General features: G+C 65.6%; 22 protein-coding genes and 1 pseudogene. 12 read left to right on the top strand and 11 right to left on the bottom strand.

Features of this window, described 5'->3' with window-relative positions; genetic code table 11:
* Positions 1-15: 15 nt before the first annotated feature.
* From C7R54_RS19100 to C7R54_RS19060, 9 genes are all read right to left on the bottom strand, one after another.
* On the bottom strand, positions 16-1,422 hold the full coding sequence (locus C7R54_RS19100; protein ID WP_158021243.1) for an amidase: 1,407 nt from the start codon (positions 1,420-1,422) through the stop codon (positions 16-18).
* A gap of 16 nt (positions 1,423-1,438) precedes the next feature.
* Positions 1,439-2,845, bottom strand: a complete 1,407-nt coding sequence (locus C7R54_RS19095; RefSeq protein ID WP_158021242.1) for an amidase — start codon at positions 2,843-2,845, stop codon at positions 1,439-1,441.
* A 42-nt stretch (positions 2,846-2,887) separates the two neighbouring features.
* Positions 2,888-3,883: an ABC transporter ATP-binding protein gene (locus tag C7R54_RS19090; protein WP_240039597.1), complete on the bottom strand. Its 996-nt coding sequence runs from the start codon at positions 3,881-3,883 to the stop codon at positions 2,888-2,890.
* A 13-nt stretch (positions 3,884-3,896) separates the two neighbouring features.
* The gene (locus C7R54_RS19085; RefSeq protein ID WP_240039613.1) at positions 3,897-4,880 is read right to left on the bottom strand and encodes an ABC transporter ATP-binding protein; all 984 of its coding nucleotides are present in this window, start codon (positions 4,878-4,880) and stop codon (positions 3,897-3,899) included.
* A gap of 118 nt (positions 4,881-4,998) precedes the next feature.
* On the bottom strand, positions 4,999-5,916 hold the full coding sequence (locus tag C7R54_RS19080) for an ABC transporter permease (protein WP_129151985.1): 918 nt from the start codon (positions 5,914-5,916) through the stop codon (positions 4,999-5,001).
* A gap of 13 nt (positions 5,917-5,929) precedes the next feature.
* The gene (locus tag C7R54_RS19075; protein ID WP_204524361.1) at positions 5,930-6,850 is read right to left on the bottom strand and encodes an ABC transporter permease; all 921 of its coding nucleotides are present in this window, start codon (positions 6,848-6,850) and stop codon (positions 5,930-5,932) included.
* Positions 6,851-6,864: 14 nt separating this feature from the next.
* A complete protein-coding gene (locus C7R54_RS19070) occupies positions 6,865-8,469 on the bottom strand; it encodes an ABC transporter substrate-binding protein (protein ID WP_204524357.1) in 1,605 nt (534 codons plus the stop codon).
* A gap of 123 nt (positions 8,470-8,592) precedes the next feature.
* Positions 8,593-10,023, bottom strand: coding sequence for an amidase (locus C7R54_RS19065; protein WP_129151983.1), 1,431 nt, complete (start codon positions 10,021-10,023; stop codon positions 8,593-8,595).
* Entirely contained in the window at positions 10,020-10,262 is a 243-nt protein-coding gene (locus C7R54_RS19060; RefSeq protein WP_129151982.1) for a hypothetical protein, read from the bottom strand. The genes C7R54_RS19065 and C7R54_RS19060 overlap by 4 nt, the downstream gene beginning before the upstream one ends.
* A gap of 230 nt (positions 10,263-10,492) precedes the next feature.
* Between C7R54_RS19060 and C7R54_RS19055 the strand changes: the two genes are divergently transcribed.
* The 3 genes from C7R54_RS19055 (at position 10,493) to C7R54_RS19045 (ending at position 12,960) form a co-directional block, all read left to right on the top strand.
* Complete coding sequence (locus C7R54_RS19055; protein ID WP_129151981.1) at positions 10,493-11,239, top strand: TetR/AcrR family transcriptional regulator; 747 nt, start codon at positions 10,493-10,495, stop codon at positions 11,237-11,239.
* Between the two features lie 190 nt (positions 11,240-11,429).
* Positions 11,430-12,332 carry a sigma-70 family RNA polymerase sigma factor gene (locus tag C7R54_RS19050; protein ID WP_129151980.1) on the top strand — a complete coding sequence of 301 codons (903 nt, stop codon included), beginning with the start codon at positions 11,430-11,432 and terminating at the stop codon, positions 12,330-12,332.
* Positions 12,333-12,375: 43 nt separating this feature from the next.
* On the top strand, positions 12,376-12,960 hold the full coding sequence (locus C7R54_RS19045) for a dihydrofolate reductase family protein (RefSeq protein ID WP_129151979.1): 585 nt from the start codon (positions 12,376-12,378) through the stop codon (positions 12,958-12,960).
* A 20-nt stretch (positions 12,961-12,980) separates the two neighbouring features.
* On the opposite strand, the gene C7R54_RS19040 is transcribed toward C7R54_RS19045, so the two are convergent.
* Positions 12,981-13,862, bottom strand: coding sequence for an SDR family oxidoreductase (locus tag C7R54_RS19040; protein ID WP_129151978.1), 882 nt, complete (start codon positions 13,860-13,862; stop codon positions 12,981-12,983).
* Between the two features lie 217 nt (positions 13,863-14,079).
* Between C7R54_RS19040 and C7R54_RS19035 the strand changes: the two genes are divergently transcribed.
* The 8 genes and pseudogenes from C7R54_RS19035 (at position 14,080) to C7R54_RS19000 (ending at position 21,597) form a co-directional block, all read left to right on the top strand.
* A complete protein-coding gene (locus C7R54_RS19035; RefSeq protein WP_129151977.1) occupies positions 14,080-15,012 on the top strand; it encodes a LysR substrate-binding domain-containing protein in 933 nt (310 codons plus the stop codon).
* An 88-nt stretch (positions 15,013-15,100) separates the two neighbouring features.
* Positions 15,101-16,267: an acyl-CoA dehydrogenase family protein gene (locus C7R54_RS19030; protein ID WP_129151976.1), complete on the top strand. Its 1,167-nt coding sequence runs from the start codon at positions 15,101-15,103 to the stop codon at positions 16,265-16,267.
* 83 nt (positions 16,268-16,350) lie between these two features.
* On the top strand, positions 16,351-17,523 hold the full coding sequence (locus tag C7R54_RS19025) for an ATP-grasp domain-containing protein (RefSeq protein WP_129151975.1): 1,173 nt from the start codon (positions 16,351-16,353) through the stop codon (positions 17,521-17,523).
* Positions 17,513-18,376 carry a succinate--CoA ligase subunit alpha gene (locus tag C7R54_RS19020; protein WP_129151974.1) on the top strand — a complete coding sequence of 288 codons (864 nt, stop codon included), beginning with the start codon at positions 17,513-17,515 and terminating at the stop codon, positions 18,374-18,376. Before C7R54_RS19025 ends, C7R54_RS19020 begins: the two co-directional genes overlap by 11 nt.
* A 69-nt stretch (positions 18,377-18,445) precedes the next feature.
* Positions 18,446-19,474: a tripartite tricarboxylate transporter substrate binding protein gene (locus C7R54_RS19015; RefSeq protein ID WP_158021241.1), complete on the top strand. Its 1,029-nt coding sequence runs from the start codon at positions 18,446-18,448 to the stop codon at positions 19,472-19,474.
* Between the two features lie 227 nt (positions 19,475-19,701).
* Positions 19,702-19,980: a type II toxin-antitoxin system Phd/YefM family antitoxin gene (locus C7R54_RS19010; RefSeq protein ID WP_240039595.1), complete on the top strand. Its 279-nt coding sequence runs from the start codon at positions 19,702-19,704 to the stop codon at positions 19,978-19,980.
* 38 nt (positions 19,981-20,018) lie between these two features.
* Positions 20,019-20,153, top strand: a pseudogene (locus C7R54_RS29510) (type II toxin-antitoxin system RelE family toxin); the annotation flags it as partial.
* 139 nt (positions 20,154-20,292) lie between these two features.
* Entirely contained in the window at positions 20,293-21,597 is a 1,305-nt protein-coding gene (locus C7R54_RS19000; RefSeq protein WP_204524356.1) for an SLC13 family permease, read from the top strand.
* Positions 21,598-21,610: 13 nt separating this feature from the next.
* Here C7R54_RS19000 and C7R54_RS18995 read toward each other — a convergent pair whose 3' ends face one another.
* The gene (locus C7R54_RS18995) at positions 21,611-22,534 is read right to left on the bottom strand and encodes a LysR family transcriptional regulator (RefSeq protein WP_129152059.1); all 924 of its coding nucleotides are present in this window, start codon (positions 22,532-22,534) and stop codon (positions 21,611-21,613) included.
* 195 nt (positions 22,535-22,729) lie between these two features.
* Between C7R54_RS18995 and C7R54_RS18990 the strand changes: the two genes are divergently transcribed.
* Positions 22,730-24,199, top strand: coding sequence for an NAD-dependent succinate-semialdehyde dehydrogenase (locus tag C7R54_RS18990; protein WP_129151972.1), 1,470 nt, complete (start codon positions 22,730-22,732; stop codon positions 24,197-24,199).
* Positions 24,200-24,224 lie beyond the last annotated feature (25 nt).

Below are 24,224 nucleotides of genomic sequence, written 5' to 3'. Positions count from 1 at the left end.
GGAATCGAAAAAGTGTCAAAGGACGGGACGCCTGTCGCGCCAGGCCGTGGCGCGCTCGTAGGCGCGGGCCACGCGGTAGACCGTTGCCTCGTCGAACCAGCGGGCGACAACCTGGGCATTGGTGGGCAGGCCGTCGCCGTCGAAGCCGGTGCAGACGGTCATGGCAGGGTGGCCCGACACATTGAAGGGCGGGCAGCAGTTCTGGCTGGTCAGGGTCCGCAGGACATCGTTGTCGGCGAACGGGGGCGCGACATGGAAGGCGCACGGCGCGATCAGCGCATCGACCGAGCACACCATGGCGTCGGTGGCGCAGGCCAGTTCGCGCCGGCGGCGCTGCGCGGCCAGATAGTCCAGCGAGCGGATCATGGCGCCGGACATCAGCTTGTCGCGCAACGCAAAGCCCATCTCGGCGCCGCGCGCCAGCAGGTCGGTCTCATGGATGGTGGCGGACTCGCTGTGGCCGATCACGGTGGTGACGCGGCGATAGTCGGCGATCCGCGCGGGCAGTTCGACCTCGACGATGCGGGCGCCTTCGCGCGCCAGCACGGCGGCCATGTCCTCCAGCTGCGCGCGGTTTGCGTCGTCCAGGTGCTGGCCCTCGGGGCCGAACTCCCGCAGGATGCCGATGGTCAGGCCACGCACGCCGGCTTCCAGATTGGCCAGATAGTCGGGCACCGGCCGCCGGGCCGAGGCGGGATCGGCGGGATCGTGGCCCGCCACGGCGCGCAGCATGATGGCGTTGTCCTCGACCGTCCAGGTCATCGGGCCGGGCGTGTCCATGCTGAAGCAGTTGGGCAGGATGCCGTGGCGACTGATCAGGCCGTAGGTGGGCTTCATGCCCTGCAGGCCACAGGAGGCCGCGGGCAGCCGCACCGAGCCGGTCGTGTCCGAACCCATCGCCACCATGGCGGTGCCGGCGGCGACCGAGGCGCCCGCGCCGGTGGACGAGCCACCGGTGAATCTATCCAGGTCCCAGGGGTTGCAGGCGGGCTCGAAGGGCAGGTCGAAGTACACACCGCCGTTGCCCGTGCCGTATTCCCAGGTATTGAGCTTGCCCAGCAGGATGGCGCCCGCGTCCGCGAGCCGGTCGATCGCCGTGGCGTTGTACCCGGGCACGAAATCCATCAGCACACGCGAGCCCGCGCAGGTGCGTACGCCGCGCGTGTAGTAGTTATCCTTGACGGCGTAGGGAATGCCGTGCAGCGGGCCTTTCCAGCGGCCGGCCATGATGTCGCCCTCCGCCTTCCTGGCAGCATCGCGGGCCGCGTCGGCCATCACCAGCAGGTAGCTTTTCACGCGGGCGTCGACGGCGTCGATGCGCTGCAGGAATGCCTCGACCAGTTCGACGGGAGACAGCTTTCTCGCCTGCAGCAGGCGTCCGGCCTCGCCCGCGCTCAGGTGGAACAATTCGGTGTTGGACATGCTGCGTCGCTCCCGTTCACAGTTGGGGGCGGACGGCGCGCCAGCCCGTGGCGCGTTCATAGGCGCGCGCGACTTTATAGACGGTGGCCTCGTCGAACCAGCGGCCGACGATCTGCGCGTTGGTGGGAACGCCGTCGGCGTCAAAGCCGGTGCACACCGACATGGCCGGGTGTCCCGAGGCATTGAATGGAGGGCAGGCCGTGTCGGTGGTGAACGCCTTGACCCGGTCGAAGTCCGAGAACGGCGGCGCGACGTGCAAGGCGCACGGCAGCACCAGGGCGTCGACGCTGCAGACCAGGGCGTTGGTGGCGTTGGCGAGCTCTCGCCGGCGGCGCTGGGCGGCGAGGTAGTCGACCGCACGGGTCATCGAGCCGGCCATCATCTTCTCACGCAGGGCCTGGCCCATCCGCTCGTTATGCGCGAGGAAGTCCTGTTCGTGGATGGAACTCGACTCGGTCCAGTTGATGACGGACGTGACCTTACGGTATTCCGCCAGCGGGACCGGCAGCCTCACCTCCACGATATGCGCGCCCTCCCCTGCCAGCACCGCGATCATGTCTTCCATGGCGGCCCGGTTGCTGTCATCGAGCGCGGAATCGGCGTCGTCCAGGTAGCGCACCACGCCGAGGGTCATGCCGCGCACGCCGGCTTCCAGGTTTTCCAGGAAATCCGGCACGTCGACCCTGGCCGATCCCGGATCGGCGGGATCGTGCCCCGCGATCGCACGCAGCATCAACGCGTTGTCCTCGACCGTCCAGGTCAGGGGCCCGGCCGCGTCCAGGGTATAGCAGTTGGGCAGGATGCCGTGGCGGCTGACGCGGCCATAGGTGGGTTTCATACCCTGCAAGCCGCAGGCCGCCGCGGGCAGGCGCACCGAACCACCTGTGTCGGAGCCCAGGGCGGCCATGGCGGTGCCGGCCGCGACCGAGGCGCCCGAGCCGGTGGAGGAGCCACCGGTGAAGCGGTCCAGGTCCCACGGGTTGCAGGCCGGTTCGAAAGGCAGGTCGAAGTACACCCCGCCGTTGCCCGTGCCGTACTCCCAGGTGTTGAGCTTGCCCAGCAGGATGGCGCCGGCACCATCGAGCCGGTCGATGGCCGTGGCGGTGTGGTCGGGCACGAAATCCATCAGCACGCGCGAGCCCACGCAAGTGCGTACGCCGCGCGTGTAGTAGTTGTCTTTCACGGCATAGGGGATGCCGTGCAGCGGACCCTTCCAGCGGCCGGCCATGATGTCGCTTTCCGCCTTCCTGGCAGCGGCGCGCGCTGTGTCGGCGGTCATCAGCAGATAGCTCTTCAGCCTGCCGTCGACGGCCTCGATACGCTGCAGGAAGGCGTCCAGCAGTTCGACGGGCGACAGCTTGCGCGCCTGCAACAGGCGGCCAGCTTCGCTCGCCGTCAGGAAATGCAACTCCGGGGTGCTCATGCGTGGTTCCTCGCACAACATGGCGGCGTCATGCCGCCGGTTTCAGGCCGCCGCGCGTATGGCGGGCAGGATGCAGCGTGACTGGTGCCCGGCCGGCCCGGACAGCGCCGGCATCCGGGCCTCGCATTCGGGGCGGCGCTGGGCGCAGCGCGGCGCGAAACTGCAGCCCGGCGGCAGGGCCGTCAGGTCGGGCGGCGCGCCGGGGATGGAGACCAGGTCGCGGTCGCGGTCGTTTTCCGACACCGTCGAATTCAACAGGCCCTGGGTGTAGGGATGCGCGGGCCGGTCCATGATGTCCTCGATGGAGCCGGTCTCGACGAAACGGCCGGCATACATCACCGCCACTTTGTCGGCCACCTCGCACGCCACGCCCAGGTCGTGGGTGACGAAGATGGTGGCCATGCCCAGTTCGCGCTGCAGCTCCCGCAGCAGCAGCAGCACCTGGATCTGCACCGTGGCGTCCAGCGCCGTGGTCGGCTCGTCGGCCAGCAGCAGCTTGGGACGGCACGACAGGGCCAGGGCGATCATGGCGCGCTGGCGCAGTCCACCGGACAGTTCATGCGGATAGGCGGCCAGGCGGCGCGCGGCCGAGGGCACCTGGACCAGCTCCAGCAACTCCAGCGCGCGACGCATCGCGTCGCGCTGGCTCACGCCTTCGTGCTCGCGCACGGCCTCACCGATCTGCTGGCCGATGGTGTAGACGGGGTCCAGGGCCGTCAGCGGCTCCTGGAAGATCATCGAGACCAGCGAGCCTCGGATCTCGCCCAGGCGGTTGCGCGGCAGGGCCGGCACGTCCACGCCGTCGACGACGATCTTGCCGCCCAGCTGCGCGGTGGGAGGCAGCAAGCGCATCAGCGCGCGCATGGTCACGCTCTTGCCCGAGCCGGACTCGCCCAGCAGGCACAGCACCTCGCCCTGATCCAGGGTGAACGAGACGCCGTTGACCACGGGGACGTTCATGTCGCGGGACACGAAGCGTACCGACAGGTCTTCGACTTGCACCAGCGGCCCGGCCGCCTGCGAACGCATATGGGTCATGATGAAACTCCAGTCAGGCGGCCCTGGCCGCGGCCGCTCGTGGAAAATGGCAGGCCGCCAGATGGTTCGGGTCCAATGGCGACGGAGCGAGGGTCGGCGCCTCCTCGGCGCAGCGCGCCTGCGCATGTGGGCAGCGCGTGCGGAAACGACAGCCGCTGGGCGGATTGATCGGATTGGGCGGGTCGCCAGACAGCGGCGGCGTCTCGACGCGCCGGCGCGGATCCATCGAAGGCCGCGAAGACAGCAGTGCCGTGGTGTAGGGATGGCGCGCGCCACCGTAGATGGCGCCGACCGGCCCCGACTCGACCACCTGGCCCAGATACATCACCAGTACGCGATCGCTGACGTACTGCACCACGTTCAGGTCGTGCGAAATGAAGACGTAGGTGAGGTTGAGCTCGCGCTTGAGCTGGCGCAGCAGGTTCAGCACCTGCGCCTCGACCGACTTGTCCAGCGCCGAGACCGACTCGTCCAGGATCAACATGCGCGGCTCCATGGCCAGCGCGCGGGCGATATTGACGCGCTGGCGCTGCCCGCCGGACAGCTCGTGCGGATAGCGCAGGGCGAACATGCCAGGCTCCAGGCCGACCATGCCGAGCAGCTTCTCGGCCCGCGCCACGGCTTCGGCCTTGCCGATGCCGGTCACGCGCGGGCCGTAGGCGATGCTGTCGCGGATGGTCAGGCGCGGATTCAGCGAGGCGTAGCTATCCTGGAACACCATCTGCATGTTCTGCCGCAGGTCGCGGACGTTGATGCCGCGCACGCTGCCGACCTCTTCGCCGTCGAAGATCAGGTCGCCCGCATCCGGCGTGATCAGGTGCATCAGCAGGCGCGCCGTGGTCGACTTGCCACAGCCCGATTCGCCGACGATGCCTAGCGTCTCGCCCTTGCCCACGGAGAAATTCACGCCGTCCACGGCGCGCACCACGGTCTTGTTCTTGCCCAGCGCCGACCCGCCGATCTCGAAATGCTTCTTCAGGCCGCGCACGATCAGCATGGGCTGCGCCGGACCGCCGCGGTCGCGTTTCGGGTCGGACTCGCCGCTCTGCGCCACATGACCGATCGGGGCATTCACGGGGGCGCGGTGCATATCTTCAAGGATCATGGTTTCCCTCTCAGACTTTGACGTCCATGGCGTTGCGCAAGCCGTCGCTCATCAGGCTGAAGCACATCGACGTGATGAAGATCATGGCGCCGGGCAGGATGGCGGTCAGCGGCGCGACGTAGATGGCCTGGCGCAGCGTGCTCAGCATCAGGCCCCACTCGGCGTTGGGCGGCGTGACCCCAAGGCCAAGGAAGCTCAGGCCCGAGGCGATCACGATGCTGACGCTGATCAGGCTGGAGGCATAGACAAGGATGGGGCCAAGTACGTTGGACAGCACGTGCGTGAACAGGATGGACAGCGTCGGGGCGCCCGTGGCGCGGGCTGCCTCGACGAAGTCCTCGTTGCGCACGCGGGTGGTGACGCTTTCCGAGATGCGGGCAACAGGCGGCACGAAGACCAGGGTCAGCGAAACCAGGCCGTTGACCTGGCCGGAGCCGAGAAACCCCGAGATCGCCACGGCCAGCAGCACCGACGGAAAGGCGTAGAACACGTCGATGCAGCGCATGATGACCATGTTGACGCGCCCGCCGGCATAACCGGCCACCACGCCCAGAGAGCCGCCGATGAGCGTGGCCAGGGCCACAGGCACGAAGCCCGTGAACAGCGACATGCGGGCGCCGAACACCAGGCGCGACAACATATCGCGCCCCAGCTCGTCGGTGCCCAGCCAGTGGCCCTGGTAGCCGAAAGGCTTGAGCCGGCGCGCCATGCTCTGCTTGAAGGGATCGTCCAGCCCCAGCCAGGGCGCGAAGACCGCGGCCAACACGATCAGCAGCAGGATGACCGCGCAGATCATGGTGATGGGGTCGCGCGCCAGGCGCCGCCCCACGGTGTGCCAGAAGCCCTTGCTGGCCCGGCGGAACGCCGCTGGCCCGGCGGGGGCCGACGCGGTGGCGGTAGCGGTAGCGGAGGTCGTGATCGTGTTCATGGCGTACCCGTCATCAGTTGCGTTTGATCCGCGGATCCATCAGCATCTGCAGGATGTCGACGGCCAGGTTCATGGCGACGAACAGCATCGCCAGCACCAGGATCGTCCCCTGCAGAATGGGCAGGTCGCGCGTGAAGATCGCCGAGTTCATCAGGAAGCCCGTGCCGGGCCATGCGAACACGGTCTCAACCAGGATCGACCCGCCCAGCATCTGGGCAAACTGCAGCCCCATGACGGCCATCACGGTGGGCGCCACGTTCTTGGCCACGTGGCGGAATACTTTCCGGCTCGGCAACCCCTTGGCGTAGAGCGTCTGCACGAACTCCTGCTTGCGCGTCTCGATGACTGCCGCGCGTATCGAGCGGGCGATGATCCCCATGGGGATGGAGGCCAGCGTGACCGCCGGCAGGATCATGTGCTGCCAGTCCGCCGCACCCATGCCCGAGGCGGGCAGCAGGTTCATCTCGACCGAGAAGATCACGATCAGCACCATGCCCAGCCAATAGTGCGGGATCGACACGCCGGTGATCGCCACGGCCGTCACCACGCTGTCGGCCGCGCGGCTGCGCGCGTAGCCGGCCAGCACGCCCAGGGCAGAGCCGACGAAGAAGGCCAGCAAGATGGCCGCCACCGCCAGCAGGATGGAGTTGCCGATGGCTGGCGCGATCTCCTGCATTACCGGCCGGCCCGTCTTGATGGACGAGCCCAGGTCGCCAACAAGCGCCCGGCCCAGCCACTTCAGGTATTGAATCGGCAGGGGTCTGTCGAAACCGTAGTCGGCCTTGATCTCGGCGATCTGCTCCGGCGTGGCGGTCTCGGGCAGCACCGCGCTGAGCGGGTCGCCGGGGGCCAGGTGGACCAGCGAGAAGCAGACCAGCGACACGCCGAGGGCGATCGGGATCGCATACAGGATGCGACGCAGCACATAACGCAGCATGGTGACGAGTCCTACTCTACGTAAACGGGCGTCAGGTCCTGGAACCAGCTCTGTGCCTGCACGAAACCCTTGACCCTGGGGCTGAGCGCCCGTGGGTTCAAGTCGTGCACCACCCAGATCCACATGGCCTGGTCGACGATGCGGGAGTGCAGCTGTCCCAGCAGCTTGTCCTGCTTGGCGGGGTCGAACTCCACCGCCGCGGCGCGCGCCAGCCGGTCGGCCTCGGGGTCGTTGTAGCCCCCCCAGTTGTAGCCGCGGGGCGGACGCAGCTGCGAATCGGCCACGCCTATCAGGCCGCTGTAGGGGTCCCAGTACGCCACGCTGTTGTTGAGCGCGTCTATGCCCTTGTTGGCCGGCTCGTCAGCGCTGGCGCGGCGGTGCGAGCGCAGCTCCTCCCATTCCATGACGACCAGCTCGACGTCGAAGCCGACTTCCTTCAGGTTTTCCTGGATGAACTCGTTCATGGGCAGCGGCTGCATTTGGCCCGAGCCCGAGGTCGACACGGCGATCCGGATCTTGGCGGGCTTGTCGGGACCGTAGCCCGCTTCCTTCATCAGGCGCTTGGCTTCCTCGGGGTTGTATTCGATCTTGAAATTCGGCTTGCCGAACCACGGATGCTTGGGGTCGATGGCGCCCTGGGCGGGCATGGCGGTGCCGCCCAGGAATTCCGACAGGCCCACGCGGTCAATGGCCAGGTTGGCTGCCTTGCGCACGCGGATGTCATGAAACACCGAGGCCGGGCCCAGATTGGGGATGTAGGGCCACACGTGCGGGTAGACATTGGTGATGATCTGCATGCCCGCCGACTTCAGGCGCGGGATGGTGTCGGGCGGCGGCGCCTCGACCCAGTCGACCTGGCCCGACAGCAGGGCCGCGACGCGCGTGTTGGGGTCGGGCATGGCGAAGAGGATCATGCGGTCGGACTTGGGCACGCGTGCGGGGTCCCAATAGTTGGGGTTGCGCACCATCTCCGCGCGCTCGCGCGGAACCAGCTTGTCCAGCATCCACGGGCCGGTGCCCGAGGGCTTGAACGCGATCTTGCTCCAATCGCCGCCCAGTTCCTTGTAGCGAGCGGGACTGCTGCCGATGTTGATGCCCGCCAGCATGTAAGGAAAGGTCGCATCGGGCACCTTGGTGGTGATCTCGACCGTCATCGGGTCGATGGCCCGATAGGTGTCGAAGTTGGCGATGTACTGGCTGATCTGCGCTGCCTGCGACTGGTCGAACTGCGGCGCCTTGCGGTTGAGCAGCTTGTCGAAGGTCCAGACCACGGCGTCGGCATTGAAGTCCGAGCCGTCGTGGAACTTCACGCCTGGGCGCAGCTTCAACGTCCAGACCTTGTGGGTGGCCTCGTCCACCGACCAGCTCAGCGCCAGGCCCGGCACCAGCTTGGCCAGCACGTCGGAGCGCGACAGGTCCCAGCGAATGAGCTGGTCATATAGCGTGATGCCGATGAAACGCGTACCCTCCCCGCCCTGGCTGGATTGTCCGGTGGTCAAGGGAATGTCGGCCATGGTCGAGGCCACGCGCAGGACTTTCTCCGCGTGGGCGTCGAGCGTGGGGAGGACAAGGGCGAGCGCGGCGCAAAGCGCAGCCACGTATCGTTTGATGGCCAAGGTATTTCTCCAGTAGTAAAGCGCAAGCCGTGCGGCTTTATTCGACTGCGGGAAGAAACGATAGAAGGGGAGCGTGGTGAAGGGCCTGCCCGGAAAGCCAGGAAAACGGGACGTCGGCGCCGGCTATGCTGCCTGGGCCTGCGTGGACTGCCTTGCCAGGTCGGCGAGGTGGGGGCGGCGCTGGCGCCACGCGGTCGCCTTTTCATAGGCGTCGCCCACGCGCAGCACCGTGGCCTCGTCGAACAGGCGGCCGGCGATCTGCATGGAGAACGGCATGCCGCTTTCCGAGAAACCGTTGCAGACCGACAGCGCCGGGTTGCCAGACACGTTGAAGGGTACGGTGTAGCTGGGGTCGTCGAACATCGACTCGGGGCTGGCCGCCTCAAGCTTGCCGGCGGGCTCGGCACACGGCAGAACGATCACGTCGGCGTCGTGCAGGGCGGCTTGCACGGCGCTCGCCAGGCGGGCGCGCATGCGGGTGGCCTGCACGTAGTCCTCCGCGCGTAGCAGGGCGCCACACATGATGCGATATCGCAGGCTGCGGCCGAACAGGTCCGGTCGCGTACGCAGCATGGGTTCGTGGATGGAGAACAACTCGGACATGGCGATGACGCGCTTGCTGTCGTTGAACGCCAGGATGGGCGGCAGGTCGATGTGCCGCACCGTGGCGCCCAGGCCGGCCAGCACTTCCAGCGCGTCGGCCAGGGCCTTGCGGCTGGCTGGCGAGACGGGAAATTCCTCGTCGATCCATTTCCAGGGCACGCCGATGACCAGCCCCTTGGCATCGCCGTTGAGGGATGCCCGGAAGTCGGGCACGGGCAGGTCTACGCTGCCCGGGTCCAGGGGATCGTAGCCCGCCGTCGCGTTCATCAGGATCGCCAGGTCTTCGCTGGTCCAGGCCAGCGGGCCGGCATGGTCATGCGTGAAACAGTTGGGCAGGATGCCGCGGCGGCTGAGCCGCCCGTAGGTGGGCTTGATGCCCGCGATGCCGCAAGCCGCCGCCGGCTGGCGGATCGAACCACCAGTGTCGGAGCCCATGGAGCCCAGCACCAGGCCAGCGGCCACGCCGACGGCCGAGCCTGACGACGAGCCTGCTGGTGTGCGCGAGATGTCCCACGGATTGCGCGCGGGCGGCGCCACCACGTCCCAGGCCGGCCCGCCATGGGCGAATTCCCAGGTAGTGGCCTTGCCCATCAGCACGCCGCCAGCCTCGACCAGCCGGCAGTGTATATGGCAGTCGGTGGACGGGACGTTATCGGCCAGCGTGCGGGATTGGCCCGTGGTGCGGATGCCCGCCGTTTCGTAGATGTCTTTCAGCGAGTATGGAATGCCGTGCATCGCACTGCGGGGACCGCTGCGCATGATGTCGGCTTCGGCCTGCCTGGCCTGCTGTCGCGCCAGGTCGGGCGTGGGCGTGATGAAGCTGCACAGCGCGCCGTCGACGGCCTCGGTGCGTGCCAGGCAGGCCTCGGCAAGCTCCACGGGCGAGAGCTTCCGGGCGGCGACAAGCCGGCTGGCCTCGGCTAGTGTCAGGAAGGAAAGGTCGTCGCTCATTTCGCCACCTCGGCGGCGGCCGCGCGGCCGAAGGCCAGCGGATTGAAGACATGGGCCGGCTCCTCGTCGAACCGGTAACCGCGGTGTATGCGCGCCACCAGGCGCCGCACGTAGCCGTAGGCGCTGATAATTTCGGACAGGTAAGGCTCGGGCAAGACAAATTCAGCCTGCTGCAGCAGGATGAGGATTTGCTCGGACGTAGCGGGTTCTCCCGCCGAGGCTGCGGTGCTCACGGACATGCTCAACCCCTTGAAATGTCGGTAGCACGCGATGCTGCAATCGCACATTACCGTTGTCATTGTGGTTTGCTCGTCATGCACAAATAAAACATTTGTTTTATTCTGAGAACGATTAAAGGCGAGCAATATTGGTAAATACCCTGTGTTTCGGCATTTTTGTCATAAATTTTGCTGCGATCGACCTTTATTTCAGATTGAAAACCAAACGATCAATTTAAGCGGGAGGGAACATGAGTCCGCCTGAATCCGCATCGGAGGCAGTACCTGGGAAGCCGGAAAATAGTCCGAAAAGCGCCGATCATGATGCATCTACCCGCATTTTTCGTTCAGCGAGGACGTTGATCGCCCAAAAAGGCCCCGTGGCGACCACGATTCGCGATATTTGCGTGGCCTCGAACGCCAATGTTGCTGCAGTGCATTATTATTTCGGCTCCAAGGACGCTCTGGTCCGCGCTGCGCTGCTGTCCATTCTTGAGCCGGTCAACATTGACCGCCGGGAGCGCCTCGCGGCCGCCAGGCGCCGGTTCACACCCGCACCCATTCCCGTGCCGGACATCCTGGACGCAATGCTGCGGCCCATCGTGGCGGCGGAGCGCGGCGCCGACGGCGGCCGCCTGATCATCCGCACGCAGAGCCATCTGCGCGCCGTGCCCGGCAGCGACTACGCGCAGTTCATGGCGCACCAGATGGACGTCTATGCGCAACTGTTCATCGATGCCCTGGCGGAGACGCTGCCGCGCTTCAGCCGCGCCGAACTGATCTGGCGCTATGAATTCATCCGCGGCCTGACCATGCACCTGCTAGCCAACTGCGACCCGCTGTCGCACAAGTTCCAGACCCTGGCCGGTACGGACCCGATGATCGACCTGGAGGACGATGAGCTGGTTTTGCGGGAATTGATGGGCACCGCGCTGCAGGGCCTGGCCGCGCCCGCGGCCTGGAGCGATCTGGACGTGGGCAGGGTGGCACAGCCCTGAAGCCGCTGCGTCGTGTGAAGAAATTTTCCCCGAGAGAATCTTTCTGGCCCGCCGAGCCGTCTTTATAGATATAGACAGCGCGAAAAACTTCACTTTGAAGTCATGCAGCGTAGCAACGGCCGCGAAATCATCATCGCACTACGTAGGAAGCTTTCGATCCATTCCACAGGGGAGGCCGCAGTTGACAGACGTGAACCAGACTGCCCTAAGACGGCATGCCTTTGAAAAGCGCCTCGCGGACCTGCGCCCGGCGCTGCACCGGTTTTGCGCACGCATGGTGGGTTCGGTCATCGATGGAGAGGATGTTGTCCAGGAAACCTTGGTAAAGGCCCTGACGGCCTACGCTGACCAGGAATTCGAAAGTGTCGAGCGCTGGGTGTTTCACATTGCCCACAACGCGGCGATCGACTTCATCAGGCGTCGATCGCGTATGGACAAGTTTTCCTCGGATGAGGATCCCGACATGACCATCGATGACCAGGCCGATGCTACGCGACGTATCGTCGCCCGTGCGGGCTTGCGCCAATTCATGCGGCTCCCCGTGGCCCAGCGCGGATGCACCGCCCTGGTCGATGTGCTGGGCCATTCCCTCAAGGAGGCCGAGGCGATCACGGGCATGACCATACCTGCGATCAAGGCCGCCCTTCACCGCGGGCGCGCGCGTCTGCGCGAACTGGCGGATGAACCGCCCACGCGCGAGGACGTCCACCTGAGCCAGGCCGACCTGGCGCGCTTGTCCCTATATGTCGAACATTTCAACGCGCGAGATTTCGATGCCGTTCGCGACATGCTCGCCGACGACGTGCGGCTCGAAGTGGTGACCCGGACGCACCTGAAAGGCAAGCCGTCGGTTTCGACCTATTTCGGAAATTACTCCCAAGTGTTCGACTGGAGATTGGTCCCCGGATTGGTGGACGGGCGAGCGGCATTGCTGGTGTTTGATCCCCAGCAGCCGGCGGCGACGCCGAGCTACTTTGTGCTGCTTGAATTCGACGGCTCCAGGATATGCAGTATCCGGGACTTTCGACACGCCCGGTACGCGGTGGCGGACGCGGAAGTGATCGCGCATGGGACGCCGGACGGGTCATCATGACGACTTGATGTGGTTGTTATTGGAGTAACAAGGCGAGAAGAAGATGCGTAAATTGATCTTGCAGATGCAGAGCACGATGGACGGCTTTGTCGAAGCTTCCGATGGCAAACCATGGCAGGTCTGGAACTGGGGCCCCGACTGCACCTGGGATGTTCCGCTGCAGCGCTATTTCAACGACGAATATGCCAAGGCAGACTGCGTGCTTCTGAGCCGCAACATGGCGGAAGGCGGCTTCATCGATCACTGGGCCAGGATGGCAGTGGATCAAGCGGGCAATCCCGCCTTTGATTTTGCCCGCCGCGTCGGAAAAATCGAAAAAGCGATCGCGTCACGGCATGCCTTTTCGCCCAGATGGCCACGGACGCGCGCCGTGGTCGGGAACCTGGCCTCGACGATCTCGGAACTCAAGGCGGAGTCCGGAAGCAATATCCTCACTTTCGGTGGCGTGACCTTCGCTTCGGAATTGTTGCGGCTCCGCCTGGTGGACGAGCTTCAACTCTTTGTTAATCCGGCGACCGTGCACGATGGCCGTACGATATTTGCCGAAGGTGTCAGCCGTTTCCGCCTCTTGGGCGCCGACGCCTATGCATGCGGCATCGCCGTCGTACGCTATGCGGTCGGCGCGTAGCACCTTCGGAGCCTATGCGGTCAAACACCAGGACGAAAGGCCGCCGCGTGCCGCTTGGCGAATTCGGCGAACGTGGTTGGCCAGATGCCGAACATCGCGTGGGCACTCAAATCGACACGAGATTTCGGCCGCGCAAGGCGTTCCGCCAGTTGTTCATCGAGTGCATCGACAAGGCTCGGCGGCATGCCGCTGGCCAGCAACCTCTCGCGGCGCTCCCGCGCGGTGATAGGCTCGTAGCGAACAGGGGCACCCGTGGCGGCGGCGATACGCTCGGCAATGTCACTCATCGTCAACGCCTCGGGACCTGTCATATCGAGGCTCACGCCCTCGTGCCCGCCTTCCCGAAGCAAACGATAAGTAACCTTTGCGATATCCGAAACATCGATGGGCGACAGCTCGATCTCTCCGAAGGGTAGCCGCAACACGCCCTCTTTCGCGACGTCACCGGCCTCGCGCAGGTAAACCTGCATGAACTGCGACGGACGGACATGCGTCCAAGCCAGGCCCGACCCTTCCAGATAGTCTTCGATATCTTCGTGCATCTGGGTAAATCGAAACCTGGACGGGTCGAAACCGATGCCGGATTCCGCGCCGGAAAACTTGATCACGTGCCGCACGTTATTGCTCTTGCACGCATCGATGAAGCGACATTGGGTGTCGAGCATGTCCGGTGTTGGGGATGAAATCATCAAGACGCGCTCGATGCCCGCAAGCGCGGCTTGAAGAGTCCCGGGTTTGCCCATGTCCCCCTGAACCAGTTCGACCTGGGGAAATTTGTCGAGTCCCAATCCGGACGCCTTTTCCAGGCTTCGAACCAGGACTCTTACGTTCCGCTTCTCGCGGATGAACTCGCTGAGCGTTGCGCGGCCATTTTGGCCCGTTCCACCGGTTATGAGCAGCATGGCTATGTCCTTCGTGAAGTTGTCGAGGCGCCGCAAATGCTGGCCTCACTTCACTATGACGATGCGACACGGCTGATGGATTCCTGGAATGTCGAGATTACCAAGCGGCCCCAAAAATACTCAGCGACGCTCGGCCGGTCAGTGACTATCGCAATATCGCGGTTGCTATCCCGGTGATACGATCGACGCCATTACATGCCCCCCCACTGGCACCCCCATGGCGCGTCGCATCCCTCCTCTCAATCCCCTGCACGCTTTCGAGACGGCGGCCCGGCATGGCAGTTTTTCGCGCGCGGCGACGGAGCTTTCGGTCACGCCTGCCGCCATCAGCCGGCAAGTGAAGCTGCTGGAAAACTATTTCGGCGTGGAGTTCTTCGAACGCGAGCCAGGCGGTGTCACGCTGACGCCGGAAGCCCGGGCCTATTCGCAGGCCCTGGGCAAGGCGTTCCGGCAGATTTCCGCCGCCACCGAAGAGTTCCGCACGCAGCATACGTCCATCATCCTGACGATACAGGGCTACACCACCTTCCTGGTGCGCTGGCTGGTGCCCAGGCTGCCGGACTTCCAGGCCCGCCATCCCCATATCAAGGTGCGCCTGATCAGCGGTCCGGCCACGCTGTCCCCCCGCAAGGAAAGCGACATCACGATCCGCTACGGCGAGCCGCGACAGTGGACCGGCTACGCCCGCGCCACGCTGCTTTTCCAGGACGAGCTGGTCCCCGTGTGCAGCCCGCGGTTGGTCAAGAACGGGCGCGGAAAGCAGGCCCTGTCCACGCCCGAACAGATCGCGCGCATGCCGCTGCTGCTGCTGGACGCGCGGCGCCAGGACTGGGCCGACTGGTTCGCGCTAAGCGGCCTGAAGCCGCCCCGGGAAGGCATCCAGACCTTCGAAGACCTCACCGTCGCGCTGGAGTTCGCGCGCCGCGGCCTGGGCGTGGCACTGGCCCAGCGGCGCTATATCGAGGAAGAGCAGGCCGCCGGCAATCTCGTCGAAATGTCGGACATCGTGCTGCGGCGCGACCTGGGCTATTACGCCCTGGTCCGCCACGACAGCGCGGGGAAAAGCAAGATCGAAGCCTTTTTCCGCTGGCTGGAGAGTCACGCGGCCGAAATCCCGGCCCCACCCATCGCCGAGGCTAACCAAAGGTAAGCCTCGGGCCTACATAAGATCGTTTGTAGCCCCCGATCGTCCGCCCTAGACTGCCTCTCGACAAACCGACCCTGCGGGAGGAAGCCTGGTGGACCCCATCATCAACGAACAACGTCGGCTCATGATCGAGTCGGTGCGCAATCTGGCGCAAGGCAAATTCAGGGAACGCGGCCTGCGCTACTTCGACGGCACCTTCCCTTGGGAAAACATCAAGGAGCTGGCCGATCTGGGTGTGCTGGGCATGTCCGTGCCGGAAGAGTACGGCGGCCTGGGCCTGCCCGTCTTCGACACCGCGCTGATCCTGGAGGAAATCGCCAAGGTCTGCTATGTGACGGCCATGGCGGTGCTGGGCGAGGCAGGCGTGCAAACCCGCGTGATCTCCACCTACGCCCCCAAGGAAATCCGCGAGCGCATCCTGCCCAAGGTCTGCACGGGCGAATGCATCCTGGCCGTCTGCATGACCGAGCCCCACGCCGGCACCGATGTCGCCAACTACCGCACCAATACCGTCGTCAAGAACGACCGCCTGGTGCTCAATGGCACCAAGACGCTGATCAGCCGCGCCGCCGAGGCCGGCATGTTCGTGGTCTTCACCCGCGTCGACGGCAAGCCCGGACGCGAAGGCATAGGCTGCGTCCTGGTCGAGCCCGACACCCCGGGATTCGCGGTGACCGGTACTTATCACACGATGGGCGGCGAAAACCTGCACGAAGTCCAGTTCAATGACTGTGAGCTGCCGCTGGAGAACCTCGTCATCCGCGAAGACGGCTTCCGCAAGCTGCTGACCGCGTTCAATACGCAGCGCTGCCTCAACCCCAGCATTTCCCTGGGCCTGGCCGAAGGCGCCTTCGACGAGGCCGTCAAGTACGTCAAGGATCGCAAGATCTTCGACAAGCACATCAGCGACTACCAGGGCGTGCGCTGGAAGATGGCCGATATGTACCGGGAAATCGAAGGGGCGCGCGGCCTGCTGTACAAGGCCTGCCTGTCGGCCAACCCCTTTCCCGACCCCTTCCTGTCGGCGGTGGCCAAGATCACCTGCAACGAAACGGCCATCAAGGTCACGAGCGAAGCCATACAGGTGCATGGCGGCTATGGGTTCACGGACGAATACCTGGTGTCGCGGCTTTTCCGCGGCGCACGCTACGGCACGCTGGGCGGCGGCGCCACGGAGACGCTCAAGGACCTGATCGCCAAGAAAGTCATCAACGAGGGGGATTCGCCGGACGGCATCCTGTCCCTGGCCATGGTTTGACCCCGAGGTTTTGACGCCGAATTTTCGACCCCGAAGTTTTGACCCCTGAGATCCGCATATGAACGGACCAAGAGGAGACACGCATGTTGTTATTGGAGGCGGACGGCAAGCAGTTGTTCCGCGCGGCAGGCATCGCCACGCCTGAGGGCGTGTTGCTGGCCGATGGGGCGCAGGCCGCGTCCCTGCCCGGCCCGGGCCCCTGGATCGCCAAGGCCCAGGTGCCGGCAGGAGGTCGCGGCAAGGCGGGCGGCGTGCTGCCCGTGGCCGATCAGCGCGCGCTGCCCGGCGTGCTGGACAAGCTGCTGGGACTGGAGATCAAGGGCTGCGTTACCCGCGAGGTCCTGGTGGAGGAGGTGTCGTCGGGCGACGAGCACTATCTTTCCATCATGGTCGACGCCGGCGCCGGCGGCATCCGCCTGATGCACAGCGTGCAGGGCGGGATGAATGTGGAATCCCACGCCGGCGCCACCGATGACTTCAACGAACTGCTGCCCCTGGACAGGCAGGCGGTCGAGGCCGCCCTGGCCCGCCTGGTCCGGCGCCTGCCGGCGCACCGGCAGGAAGGACTGCGCACGGCGGCCGCCCGGCTGGCCGACCTGTTCTTCGAACGCCAATTGATGCTGGCCGAGATCAATCCGCTATTCGCCCTGCCGGACGGCCGCTATGTCGCCGGCGACGCGAAAGTCGTCATCGACATGAATGCCCTGCCCGCGCAACCGGAACTGCGCGAAATCATCGAACGAAGACAGGACCACTATCCCGATGCCTGGCGCAAGCTGGCCGAGGACTTCGACTTCGTCGAAATCGACCGCCAGGGCCAGATCGGCCTGGTGACGACAGGGGCCGGCCTGTCGATGATGCTGATCGATGAAATGGTCGGGCGCGGACTCAAGCCCTTCAACTTCTGCGACATGCGCACGGGCCAGATGCGGGGCAGCCCCGCGCGCCTGTTGCGCATCTTCGACTGGCTGGAGGCGGCGCCGGACGTGCGCGTGATCCTGGTGAACATCTTCGCCGGCATTACCGACCTGTCCGAGTTCACGCAATTACTGATCGACGCGCTGCGTGAACGGCCCGCCTCCCGACGCCCCATCGTGGCGCGCCTGGTGGGCAATGGCGAAGCGGCGGCGCAACGCATCATCGCCGCCCATCCCGACCTGCACATCCACTTCGAGCCGGACCTGGAGCGCGCCATCGCGCTGACAGCCGGATTGCTGGCCAACCCGCTTTCGTCCCGGGCTCATCATGCTGCTTGACCTGAATGAACAAACGCCCGTCATCGTGCAAGGCATATCCGGCCGCATGGGCCAGAAACATGCCGAACTGATGCAACGCTATGGCACGCGCATCGTGGGCGGCACGGGCCGCGCCAAACCCGGCGAAACACCGCTCTTTCCGGTATTCGCCGACTGCGCGCAGGCCGTTCGGGCAACAGGCGCCGTGGCCAGCATCGCGCTGGTGCCGCCCTCGGCCACGCTGGCCGCGGTCACCGAAGCCGCCGACGCCGGGATCTCCGTGGTCGTCACCGTGGCCGAAGGCGTGCCCGTGCACGATGCCCTGCGCATCCATGCCCTGGCCCGGTCGGCCCGCATGCATTGGCTGGGCGCATCCACGCCCGGACTGTGCATCCCGGGCAGGATCAAGATGGGTTTCCTGCCCGACGTGTCGCTGCGACCCGGCCGCATAGGCGTGATGTCCAAGAGCGGCACGCTGTCCTACGAGGTGGGCCGGCGCATGGTGGCCATGGGCCTGGGGCAAAGCGCCTGGATAGGCGTCGGCGGCGATCCCGTGAAGGGGACACGTTTTGCCGACCTGGCCGCGGACTTCGCCCGTGATCCGCGTACGGACGCCGTGGTGCTGGTCGGGGAGATCGGCGGCGACGAGGAAGAAGCGTTCGCCGATGCGTGGAAGGCGCTGGGCAGCCCCAAGCCGGTTCTTGCGCTGATCGCCGGGGCGCAAGCCAAGGAAGGTGTCACCATGGGCCACGCCGGCGCCATGGTGATGGGCGAGCGCGGCTCGCTGCTTTCGAAACAGCGCACCCTGCGCGACGCCGGCGCACGGGTGTTCGACACCGTGCAGGGGCTGATCGACGAACTGGCTGGATGTTAGGAAATTGCCATGCGGGCCTGCGCGCCCGACTTGCCCCCTTCGGCATGCCGATACTTGAGGAGAACACTCGTGAAGCCCCTCCGCGCCGCGCATGATAATGCCCACCGCATGCACGCCCTTGATGGCCGGCGACGCCTGCTGGCAGCCATGGGCGTCGCCACCCTGGCCGGCTGGCACGGCAGCCCGCTTGCGGGCATGGGTCCCGCGCCCTCGATGGTTTCCCTGGTCGTCGGCTTCCCGCCCGGGGGGCCGAATGACCTGATCGCGCGCCTGCTGGCACCGCTCCTGTCGGAGCGCCTCAAGCGCAACATCGTGGTGGAAAACCGTTCGGGCGCCGACGGCGAGTTGGCGGCCTCCTATGTGGCGCGCGGACCGGCCGATGGGAGCATGCTGCTGTTTGCCTCGGCCGGGGCCATGACGATCAGCCCCGCCATGAAAAAGAACCTGCCTTACGACCCGATGAGGGATTTCGCGCCTATCGCACGCGTGGCCAGCAGCCCGATGGTCATGGTGGCCAATCCCGCACGCCCCTACAAGACCGCCGCCGACGTCATCGCGGCGGCCCGGCGCGCGCCGGGCAAGATCACCTATGCGTCGGCGGGCGTCGGCAGCCCTACGCACCTGGCCGGCGCCCTGCTGTGCAGCCTGGCCGGGATCGACATGCTGCATGTTCCCTACAAGGGTGGCGGACCGGCCTTGACCGATACCGTGGGCGGCCAGGTCGAGCTTTATTTCGCGGGCGTGTCGACCGCGCTGCCTTTTATCAAGAGCGGCGCCTTGCGGGCCCTGGGCGTTACCGGCGCTACGCCGCTGGCCTCGCTGCCGGGCGTCCCCCCCTTGGCCGACACGCCTGACCTGAAGGGCTACCTGATCGACAATTGGTACGGCGTACTGGCGCCGGCCCGGCTACCGGGCACGCTCGCCGCCTCGCTCGGCGATACCATCGACGCCTGCTTGAAGGAAGGGGATTTCCGCAAGAAGCTCCAGATGCAGGGCGTGGAGCCGGCGTTCGCGCGCAACGGCCAGTTCGGCGCATTGATCGCGGCGGATATCGCCAAGTGGAAGGCGCTGGTCGGCAAGCTGGGGATCTCTGCCTGACCGGGCATCCATCACATGCCCCGGAGAGGGCGCGGCTCCGCGTCCGCGCGCAAGAAGCGTCCTGGACGCCTTGTACGCGTTCGAAAAACCGCCTTGCTCCGGGAACCGCCACCCGCTTCAAGCCACTCAGGCTGAACATGCGCGCAACACGCCATGTAGGTCATTGATCAAACTCATCCGCTCGTTTATAGCCTGCTCTGAAATAGCACAAAATAATGCATACAATAATGCAGCATTTCAAAGCGGCTTTTGCCATGAGCGTTCGCCCCATTCTTGCGCCGTTTACTGTCAGCATCACCGATTTGCGCCGCAATCCCAACGCCGTTATTGACGAGGCGGATAAAGCACCAGTGGCCGTCCTGAATCACAACCGTGCCACGGCTTATGTGATTTCGGCTCGCGTCTACGAGGAACTGATGGATCGGCTGGAGGACGCGGAACTGGCTGATACCGTCCGAAAACGACGTGGCGGAAAGACAGTCAAGGTGACACTTGACGACTTATAAGCTCGAATTCCACGAAGCCGCGCTGAAGGACTGGCGCCAAGATCAAGCTGCGCGACGCAGGCTATCGATTGGTCTATGAAGTGCATGACCGTACCATCACGGTACTGGTCTTGTCAGTGGGTCGTCGCGACAAGAACGAAGTGTATCGGCAGATACCCTCGCGCAAGGCATGACAATAGCTGCACCGTGAAGCGACACGGGGCGACGGCGCCGTCCCCCGCGCCGCCAGCCACGCGATCCGCGCGATTTTCCAAATTCACGGTTTCGCTTTATTCTCCGCGCCAAACATGAAGATAGGGTGAGGAGAACGTCGTGGATCATGGCTTGCTGCCGGCCGCCATCCTGGTGACCGTGACCATCGTATTGTGGGCGACCGGGCGCCTGCCCGAATACCTGGTCGCGCTACTGTTCTTCGCGGCCGCCGCGATCCTGCATATCTCTTCGGTAGACGTCATTTTCTCGGGCTTCGCGTCGGCGGCGTTCTGGCTGGTATTGAGCGGCTTCGTGCTGGGCCTGGCCATCCGCAAGGTCGGCCTGGCCGATCGCATGGCCGGCGCGCTGGCGGCGCGCCTGGATGGCTCATGGCCCCGCATGGTGGGCGGCGTGATCCTGCTGACCTACGGGCTGGCCTTCGTCATGCCGTCGAACATGGGCCGCATCGCCCTGCTCATGCCCATCGTGATGGCGCTGGCCGACCACGCCGGGCTGGCCGAGGGTAGCCGCGGACGCATCGGCCTGGCCTTGGCGGTGGGCATGGGCACCTACCAACTGTCGGCCAGCATCCTGCCGGCCAACGTCCCCAACCTGGTCATGGCGGGCGCGGCGGAACAGGCCTACGGCCTGCATTTCGCCTATCTCTCGTATCTCTGGCTGCATACGCCCGTGATGGGCATCCTCAAGGGGCTGGCGCTGCTGGCCTGCATCTGCCTGATGTTCCCCGCCCGTCCGCAAGCCGGCGCCGCCGGCGCCCCCCGCACGACCCTGAGCCGTGCCGAAAAACGCCTGAGCGCGCTGCTGGTCATCACGCTGGTGCTGTGGATGACCGATGCCTGGCATGGCATCTCGCCCGCCTGGGTAGGCCTGGCCGCCGCCTGCGTCTGCCTGCTTCCGCGCGTGGGCTTCCTGAACGGCGACGAATTCGCCGCCGGCGTGAATGTGCGCACCTGCCTCTACGTTGCCGCCATCCTGGGCCTGGCCGCCCTCGTCACCGCCTCCGGCCTGGGCCACGCCATCGGCCGCTGGCTGCTGGCCCTGCTGCCGCTGGACCCGGCGCAACCGCTGCGCACGTTCTATTCGCTGGCCGGCCTGACCACGGTGCTCAATTTCGTCGTCACGGCCAACGGCGTGCCGGCGCTGTACACCCCGCTGGCACAGGCCCTGGCCGATGCCAGCGGCCTGCCCTTGCTGACGGTGCTCATGATACAAGTGATCGGCTACGCCACGCCGGTCCTGCCCTACCAGGCCGCGCCTTTCGTCGTCGCCATGGGCATGGGCAAGGTGCCGCCGCGCGAAGGGCTCCGGCTATGCCTGGTCATCGCCGCCATCACCTTCGTCGTGCTGGTGCCGCTGGATTACGGATGGTTCAAGCTGCTCGGATGGATACCCGCGTCGCCCTGAAGCGCCGCGCGGCTCACCGCGCCATGGCCTTGCCGTGCCCAGGCTCCGCCTCCAGGGGCTTGCCCAGGTGATGGACGAAGAGCTTGGCGGCGGTGGGCAAGGCATCGAAGGCGCGCACGCAAAGCTGGATCTTGCGCCGCGCCCATGCCTCGGACAGGGGAATGATGCGGAAGTCGAACATCACCGAATAGCGTTGCGCGAGCTCCAGTGGCAACACCCCCACGCCCAGCCCTGAATTGACCATGAAGCACAGGGCGTCGAAGCCGGTGCACTGCACCTTGAGCCGGATATTGCGCTTCTCGTCATTGGCGGCGTTCGTGAGCACGCGGTTGATGGCGCTGCCCCGATGCAGGCCGATGAAGTCGTAGTCCAGGGCATCGGCGAAGCGAAACCCCGGCTTGTCGGTCAGGGGATGACCGGCCGGCACCACCAGGGCCAGCACGTCCTCGCGATAGGGAAACACCTCCACGTCATACCCGGTCGCTTCCCCCGAGAAAATGCCGACGTCGGCCGCGTTGTCCGCCACGGACTTGATGATGGTGGAGGTGATCTTCTCCTCCAGGTCCACCTGCACATTGGGATACTCGGCGAGAAACCGCTTGATGTCGTCGGGCAGGAACTGGGTGATGGCGGAAATATTCGCCTGCACGCGGATGAAGCCGCGCAGGCCGACCGCGTACTCGCGCATGTGCACGGCGATTTCATCCAGCTCGTGCAAGGCGCGCCGCGCCATCGTGGACAGCTCCATCCCCGCCGGCGTCGGCCGTATGCCTTTGTTCGTGCGTATCAGCAACCGGATGCGCAGCGTCTCTTCCAATTCGCTGATGCGCTTGCTGACCGCGGCCGCGGCGAGATGCTCGCGCTCGGCGGCGGCGGCGATGGTGCCCAGTTCGACCACACTGATGAAAAGCTTGAGGGAGAGCGGATCGAGACGCATGGCACGCAGGGACGAGACAAGATACGCGCCTATTGTAGCCACCCCGCGCCCCTGCCATCGCAAACGGCGATGGCAGCATCACAAATGGCTGCTTTTGACCGGCCTAGAGGCGTTGCTAGACTCGAAAAAAATCCAGCAAGTGGCGGCTTCCTCCCGGAAAACCGTATGCCGCCGGAAGAAGTGAGCGAGACAGGCATGACTTTGAAGAACGGCCAGTTGCTGCGGCAGCAGGCGTATATCGGCGGCATCTGGTGCGATGCCGACAGCAAAGCCACCATTACGGTGCGCAATCCCTACGACGGCAGTCCCCTCGGCACGGTTCCCAACCTGGGCGCGGCCGAAACGGCGCGTGCCATCGCGGCAGCCGATGGCGCCCTGCCGGCGTGGCGCGCCAAGACCGGCAAGGAGCGCGGGGCCATCCTGCGCAAATGGCACCAGCTGATCGAACAGCACAGCGACGACCTGGCCCTGCTGCTCACCCTGGAACAAGGCAAGCCCCTGGCCGAGGCCCGCGGCGAACTGAACTATGCGCTGTCCTTCGTCGAATGGTTCGCCGAGGAAGCCAAGCGCATCTACGGCGATGTCCTGCCCACGCCGCGCGGCGACCAGCGCCTGATGGCGATCCGCCAGCCGGTGGGCGTCGTGGCCGCCATCATCGCGTGGAATTTCCCGTCGGCCCTGGTCACCCGCAAGGTCAGCCCGGCGCTCGCCGCCGGCTGCTGCGTGGTGCTCAAGCCGTCGGAATTGACGCCCTACACCGCGCTGGCGCTGGCCTGGCTGGGCGAACAGGCCGGCATTCCCCCCGGCGTCCTGAACGTGGTGACCGGAGATCCGGCGCCCATCGGCAGCGAGCTCTCGGGCAACGCCACGGTGCGCAAGCTCACCTTCACCGGATCCACGGCCACCGGCCGCCTGCTGATGCAGCAGAGCGCATCGAACATCAAGAAGCTGTCGCTGGAGCTGGGCGGCAACGCCCCCTTCATCGTCTTCGAGGACGCCGACCTGGACGAGGCCGTGCAAGGCCTGATGGCGTCCAAGTTCCGTAACGCCGGCCAGACCTGCGTATGCGCCAATCGCGTCTACGTGCACAGCACGGTGGCCGAGGCCTTCGGCGCGAAGCTGCGCGCCGAGATCGAACGCATGCGCCTGGGCAATGGCCTGGACCAGGACGTCACCATCGGCCCGCTGATCGACCAGCGCGCGGTCGACAAGGTCAGCCGCCTGGTAGCCGACGCCACGGCGAAGGGCGCGAGCCTGCTGGCCGGCGGCCGCCTGGCCCAGCCCGGCACGCTGCTGTTCCAGCCCACGCTGCTGGACGGCATCGCGGACGACATGGATATCGCCCACGAGGAAATCTTCGGCCCGGTGGTCGGCTTGTGCACCTTCGAATCGGAAGCCGCCGTGCTGGCGCGAGCCAACGACAGCGAGTCGGGCCTGGCCGCCTACTTCTATACCGCCGACCTGGAGCGTGTCTGGCGCGTGATGGAAGCGCTGGAGTACGGCATCGTCGGCGTGAATACTGGCGCCGTTTCCAACGAAGTGGGGCCGTTCGGCGGCATCAAGGAATCCGGCGTGGGCCGCGAAGGCTCCAAGTACGGGATCGAGGAATTCCTCGAACTCAAGTATGTCTGCCTCGCGGGCAAGTCGCTCAACGCGGCGCGCTAACTCAGTGTCAGGTCTTGTCCGGAAT

The organism is Achromobacter aloeverae (genome assembly GCF_004121055.1).
GTDB lineage: Bacteria > Pseudomonadota > Gammaproteobacteria > Burkholderiales > Burkholderiaceae_B > Bordetella_C > Bordetella_C aloeverae.
Note: the sequence above shows the minus strand (reverse complement) of the source record. Positions and strands in the feature narration are given on the sequence as shown.